The 6091-nt window shown below is 65.8% G+C and carries 6 protein-coding genes; 5 read left to right on the top strand and 1 reads right to left on the bottom strand.

The features are described from left to right. Positions 1-82 precede the first annotated feature (82 nt). The 4 genes from TVH25_RS10615 to TVH25_RS10630 all read left to right on the top strand — a co-directional run bounded on the left by TVH25_RS10615 (position 83) and on the right by TVH25_RS10630 (position 4566). Positions 83-1300 (top strand): serine hydrolase domain-containing protein, encoded by a 1218-nt coding sequence (locus TVH25_RS10615; RefSeq protein WP_422424089.1) that lies wholly within the window; start codon positions 83-85, stop codon positions 1298-1300. A 128-nt stretch (positions 1301-1428) separates the two neighbouring features. Further along, a complete protein-coding gene (locus TVH25_RS10620) occupies positions 1429-1653 on the top strand; it encodes a dodecin (RefSeq protein WP_169622896.1) in 225 nt (74 codons plus the stop codon). 130 nt (positions 1654-1783) lie between these two features. Next, complete coding sequence (locus TVH25_RS10625; protein WP_296551123.1) at positions 1784-3463, top strand: FAD-dependent oxidoreductase; 1680 nt, start codon at positions 1784-1786, stop codon at positions 3461-3463. A 158-nt stretch (positions 3464-3621) separates the two neighbouring features. Continuing rightward, positions 3622-4566, top strand: coding sequence for a L,D-transpeptidase (locus tag TVH25_RS10630; protein WP_169622898.1), 945 nt, complete (start codon positions 3622-3624; stop codon positions 4564-4566). 124 nt (positions 4567-4690) lie between these two features. Here TVH25_RS10630 and TVH25_RS10635 read toward each other — a convergent pair whose 3' ends face one another. Beyond that, positions 4691-5461, bottom strand: coding sequence for a DeoR/GlpR family DNA-binding transcription regulator (locus TVH25_RS10635; RefSeq protein ID WP_422424090.1), 771 nt, complete (start codon positions 5459-5461; stop codon positions 4691-4693). A gap of 308 nt (positions 5462-5769) precedes the next feature. Here TVH25_RS10635 and TVH25_RS10640 point away from each other — a divergent pair. Beyond that, the coding region (locus tag TVH25_RS10640; RefSeq protein ID WP_422424091.1) for an LLM class flavin-dependent oxidoreductase at positions 5770-6091 on the top strand (322 nt) is incomplete at its 3' end.

Raw genomic sequence — 6091 nt, forward strand, 5'->3', positions numbered from 1 at the left:
TTGGGAATACAAACAGCCTGTACGGAAAGCCTTCCGTTCATTGCCCTCCGCACGTAGCCTTTCGGCACATGTCGAGGGGAGGATGTCGATGACGACCGGAGCGGTGCTTGCCGCGGAGGGGCACGACGACCACCTGTCGCGGACCGAGATGCATGTCGATCCGCGGTTCCTCCCGCTGGCCGACAGGTTCTTCGCGCTGTACACACAGCCTCACCACGGCGGTGGAGCACTCACCGCCTACCTGCACGGCGAGAAGGTCCTCGACGTCTGGGCAGGCTGGGCCGACCGCACGCGCCGGTGGACGCAGGACACGATGGCGCTGTCCTTCTCGACGGGCAAAGGCGTCGCGTCCACCGTCGTGCACCGTCTCGCCGAACGCGGACTGATCGACTACTCCGCCCCGGTCGCCCAGTACTGGCCCGAGTTCGCGGCCGGCGGCAAGGGATCTCTCACCGTCGCAGACGTCATGACGCATCGGGCCGGATTGCACCGCGTCCGGGGGCTCGTCCCCGGAAAAAGGGGCATTCTCGACTACGACGCGACCGTGGCCGCGCGTGCTGCGGCCACCCCCGACCGTCGCAGAATGTCGGGTTCGGGTTACCACGCGGTGACCTACGGCTGGCTGGTCGCCGAAATCGTCCAGCGTGTAACCGGGTTGCCGTTCACCGAAGTCGTCGACCGTGAGATCGCGCAGCCCCTCGGGTGTCAGGACTTCTGGTACCGGGTCCCGCACGACGAGCGCGGCCGCATCGCGCGATTGTTCCCGCGGATCAATCCGGTGGGGCTCGACTGGGGTGTCAGTGCGTCCGTCCTGTCGCGAGTCGCGCCGACGCGGGGACTGGTCGAGGCGGCGATGCCCGCGGGTTTCGACGAACTCGTTCGCGATCCGGCGGTGCACGATTCGGTGATGCCGGGCTGGAACGGCGTCTTCACCGCACGGTCGCTCGCTCGTATGTACGGCGCGATCGCGGGTGGCGGCACCATCGACGGAGTGAAGTTCCTCGATCCGTCGACCATTGCCGCGATGGACGAGGTGCGGTTGCGCAGCCGCGACTACGTGCTCGGCGTGCCGATGGCGTGGCGTCTCGGCTACCACCAGCCGATATTCGCCAGCCGCGAGCGCCCGCGCGGCGCGTTCGGTCACTACGGGGTCGGTGGTTCCGGAGCATTCGCCGATCTGGATTCGGGAATGTCGCTCGCATTCGTCACCAACCGCCTCGGCGTCGGCGCGATGCCCCTCGGCGACCTGCGCCTTGCCCGGCTCGGCGCCCTTGCGCGCGACTTGGCTCGCCTGGCCTGACGACGCAGCGGTCTCTCCGGCCGATGTCTTGCCATTTTCGCGGATTCCGGCACGCGGACCCAGCGTGAGCGGGAGTATCCGACCAGGACACGGACCGGTGTTCGGTGGCGATGCAAGGAGCGGTGGGAATGAACCACGTCTATCGAGTGATCGAAGTGGTCGGCTCGTCGACCACCGGGGTGGACGACGCGATCGCGAAAGCGGTGGCGCGGGCGGCGGAGAAGACGCGGCATCTCGAATGGTTCGAAATGGTCAATGTGCGCGGTCACATCGACGACGGAAAGGTCGCTCATACCCAAGTCACGCTCAAGATCGGATTCAGGATAGAGTCGGGAGACGAGTTGGCGCGTTGAGGTCATTCTCGAGCACTGAAATGCCCTGCTAGAGTGACGATAACGACGTTCTCGACCAGAGTTGCAACGTGTTATAGTCTGGGGCTTCCGATCGTCGTACCCCACCGGCACTTTCAGGCAGGTATCCACTGTGGCTTATGTGATCACCCAGGCATGTTGCAACGACGTCTCGTGCGTCGAAGTCTGCCCGGTCAACTGCATCCATCCCACGCCCGACGAAGCGCCGTTCGCTACGACGGAGATGCTCTACATCGATCCCGATACGTGCATCGACTGCGGGGCGTGCGTCGACGAGTGCCCGGTCGACGCCATCGCGGCCGACAACGAGCTCACGCCCGCCCAGGAGCCGTACCTCGAAATCAATGCCGAGTACTACCGGCGTTACCCGATCGGACCGGACTGGCCGGAGCTGCGGTCGCGCCGCAAGATCCCTGCCGACCTCGGAACGCTGCGGGTCGCGATCGTCGGATCCGGGCCCGCGGCCTGCTACGCCGCACAGGAACTGACTTCGCATTCGGCCGTGCAGGTCGACATCTTCGATCGGCTTCCGACGCCGTTCGGCCTGGTCCGGGCCGGCGTCGCGCCGGACCACCAGAGCACCAAAGGCATTGCCAACGTCTTCCGCAGTGCCATCGGCCACAAGAACACCCAGTGCTACTTCAACGTCGAGGTGGGTACGCACATCACCCACGAGGAACTGCTCGCGCACCACCACGCCGTGCTCTACGCCGTCGGCGCGTCCAGCGATCGGCGCCTCGGCGTTCCCGGTGAAGATCTGCCCGGCTCGTTCGCTGCCACCGAGTTCGTCGCTTGGTACAACGGCCATCCCGACTATGCCCACCGCACATTCGACCTTTCCGGCGAACGCGCGGTGATCATCGGCAACGGCAACGTGGCCCTCGACGTCGCGCGTGCTCTCGTGATGAACCCGGACGAACTCGCCCGCACCGACATGGCCGAGCACGCCGTCGAAGCGTTGCGCAACTCCGCAATCCAGGAAGTAGTGGTCGTGGGCCGGCGCGGTCCCGCCCAGGCGGCCTACACGAACCCGGAACTGCTCGCACTCGGCGGCCTCGACGGCGTCGACGTGATGGTCGATCCCGCCGAACTCGAACTCGATCCCGCGAGCCGCGCCCTCGTCGACGACCCCGATGTCGAACCCCGCATCGCACTCAAGGTCCGGCAGGTCGCCGAGTACGCGAAGACGAGCCCGACGCCCGGCAACAAGCGAATCGTCCTTCGCTACCTCGCGTCTCCTGTCGAGATCACCGGGGACGACGCCGTCACATCGATCACCCTCGAACGCAACGAACTGGTCGAGGTCGACGGACGCCTCGAAGCCCGGCCCACAGGCGACACCGACACGCTCGGCGCCGGACTGGTGCTGCGTTCGATCGGATACCGGGGCACCCCCGTCAAGGGCGTGCCGTTCGACGAGCGCCGAGGAGTGCTCCCGAACCATCTCGGCCGCGTCGTCGACCCCGAGACCGATGAGCCGGTGCCGGGTGTCTATACCGCCGGATGGATCAAGCGTGGTCCGAGCGGCGTGATCGGCACCAACAAGCAGTGCTCCAACGAGACCGTCGAGCAGATCCTCGACGACTTCATCGCCGGAAAGCTGCCCGAACCCGTCGCGGATCGCGAGAAGCTTGCGACCCTCGTCGCCGAGCGGCGGCCCGAGTTCGTCGATTACCGCGGGTGGCAGCAGATCGACAAGCAGGAGAAGTCGCGCGGATCGGCGGCCGGCCGGTCTCGTCTCAAGTTCGTATCGGTGGAGGAATTGCTCGCGGCATCGCGAACCGGCTCCTGAATGCGTTAACGTTCCACAAGCGTCCGACCTGGGGCGATGCGGGTTTTATGGATACCCGAATTGCCCGGGTCGAGTTTGCGCGTGTCTAATAAGAAGTAACGAAAGCGTCGCGACGGGGAAATAGGGTCACGACGCACCGTCCAACGATGGGTTGTGGAATGGTCGAAAAGCATGTCTTGTCGAACCGTCGCCGCCGGGCTGGACGCCGGTCCGCACGCGTAGCGATCGCATTCGCCGGTGCCGCCGCAGTCGCCCTCACCGCCGCCGGCCCCGCCGCCGCAGTGCCGTTGTGGCCGGGTGGGCCGGAAGTACCGAGTGTCGAGGACGTCATCCGGAGCGTCGTCCCGCAGGGGCCGGGGGCGCCCCAGTTGCCGCCGCAGTTGCTTCCCGAGCAGCCCGCTCCGTTCTCGGCCCCGTCGGTGAACCCGTCGAACGGTGAGACGGTCGGTGTCGCGCAGCCGATCATCATCCGTTTCAACGAGGCCGTCGGCGACCGCGCCGCCGCCGAACGTGCCATCCGCATCACCTCCCAGCCGCCGGTCGACGGCCATTTCTACTGGGCATCCGACAGCCAGGTGCGCTGGAAGCCGTTCGAGTTCTGGCCGGCGAACACGTCGGTCACCGTCGCGGCCGGTGACTCCCGGTCGTCGTTCACGATCGGTGACGCCCTTGTCACGGTGGCGGACAACAACACCAAGACGATCACGGTCACCCGTAACGGAGAGGTCGTGCGGACGATGCCGACGTCGTTCGGCAAGCCCGGCCACGACACTCCGAACGGCACCTACATCGTCGGTGACAAGTTCCGCGACATGTACATGGACTCGTCGACCTACGGGGTGCCCGTCGACAGCCCGGAGGGTTACCGCACGTACGTCGAGTACGCGACCCGCATGTCCAACAGCGGCATCTTCCTGCACGCGGCGCCGTGGTCGGTGGACGCACAGGGCAACACGAACGTCAGTCACGGCTGCCTCAACGTGAGTACCGAGGACGGCAAGTGGTTCTTCGAGAATTCCAAGAAGGGTGACCCCGTGATCGTGCAGAACACCGCCGGCGGCACCCTCAACGGCTGGGACGGCCTCGGAGACTGGAACCTCTGAGTTTCGGCCCCACCGGGTTTTCGTCTGCACGTATCTCGCCCGACGCCTCCTCGTTCCGGCACCGTCTACGGTCCGGAAGTGCAGGGGGCGTCGGGCTTTCGTGTCGGTTCGGCGAGCACCGCGATCAGCTGTGCGAAAACGGTTCGGCGATCACGAGCCCCGGCCCGTAGGCATCGCGCCGTTCGGCGTCCAGTCCGGAATCCGACACGAGCGTGTCGATCTCCTCGACCGCAGCAACTTTCGCAAGCGCGCGGTGCCCGAATTTCGAGTGGTCGGCGACGAGCACGGTGCGTGCGGCAGCCTGAATCAAGGCCCTCTTGATCGGAACCTCGAGCGTGTTGGTGTTCGTGATGCCCGCGATCGGATCGATCGCGTCGGCACCGAGGAACGCCCAGTCCGCCGAGTACGACGACATGAACCGGACGGCGTGCTCGCCGACGAGAGTGAAGACCGAACCGAGCAGTTCGCCGCCGGTGACGAGTAGCCGTACTTCGGGAAAGCTCGCCACGTACTTGGCGATCCGCAGATCGTTGGTGATGACGGTCAGCGACGAGTGGCGATGCAGCGCGACAGCCACTTCGTAGGTGGTCGATCCGCTGTCGAGAATCACGCTGTCCCCGTCGGAGACCATGGCCGCTGCGACGGCGGCGATGGCCGCCTTCTCGGCCCGGCGCACGTCCTTCTTCACCGCGTAGGGCACCTCGGGCCCGGCGCCCTCCACCGGGCGTGCGCCGCCGTGGGTGCGTTCGACTTTTCCTTCCCGGGCGAGAGCGTCGAGGTCCCGCCGGATCGTGGACGTATCGACCCCCAGGTCGCTGGCGAGTGTTTTCGCGTCGATATAGCCATCGGCCATCAGTCGGTGGAAGATCTCACGTCGCCGTGCACTCGCGGACACGAATACTCCTCCGGATTCTGCTGGGGTGCTGCGCGGTTCGGTCTGCGCGTTCCTGTTGGGTATCTGGGACTTCCGCGGGGCGATCACGCGGTTCGGTTGTGCGGAACGATCGCACGACGATAGCGCACCCACACTTGTATGTGCACAGATATTGACACAAACACTCGGAAATGTGCATTATTTCGTGCAGTATATGCGCGAATTTGCGTGGTCATAATGAGCATCACCAGAGCCGCCGAGGCTCCGGGCGCCGGGTCGACGATGCCCTCCTCTGTGGCGAGGCGATGTCGACGTGGAGGCGGACGGACATGCTGAAGTTGGGATACAAGGCGTCGGCGGAGCAGTTCGGGCCGCGTGAGCTGGTCGAACTCGGGGTGCTCGCCGAGGCGCACGGGATGGATTCGGCGACGGTGTCGGATCATTTCCAGCCGTGGCGGCACAACGGTGGGCATGCCCCGTTCTCGCTGGCGTGGATGACTGCGGTGGGCGAGCGGACCGAGCGGTTGCAGTTGGGGACGTCGGTGCTGACTCCGACGTTTCGGTACAACCCGGCGGTGATCGCGCAGGCGTTCGCGACGATGGGTTGTCTGTATCCGGGGCGGGTGTTTCTGGGTGTGGGGACCGGTGAAG

It is taken from the genome of Rhodococcus sp. 7Tela_A2, from assembly GCF_049311045.1.
Taxonomy (GTDB): domain Bacteria; phylum Actinomycetota; class Actinomycetes; order Mycobacteriales; family Mycobacteriaceae; genus Rhodococcus.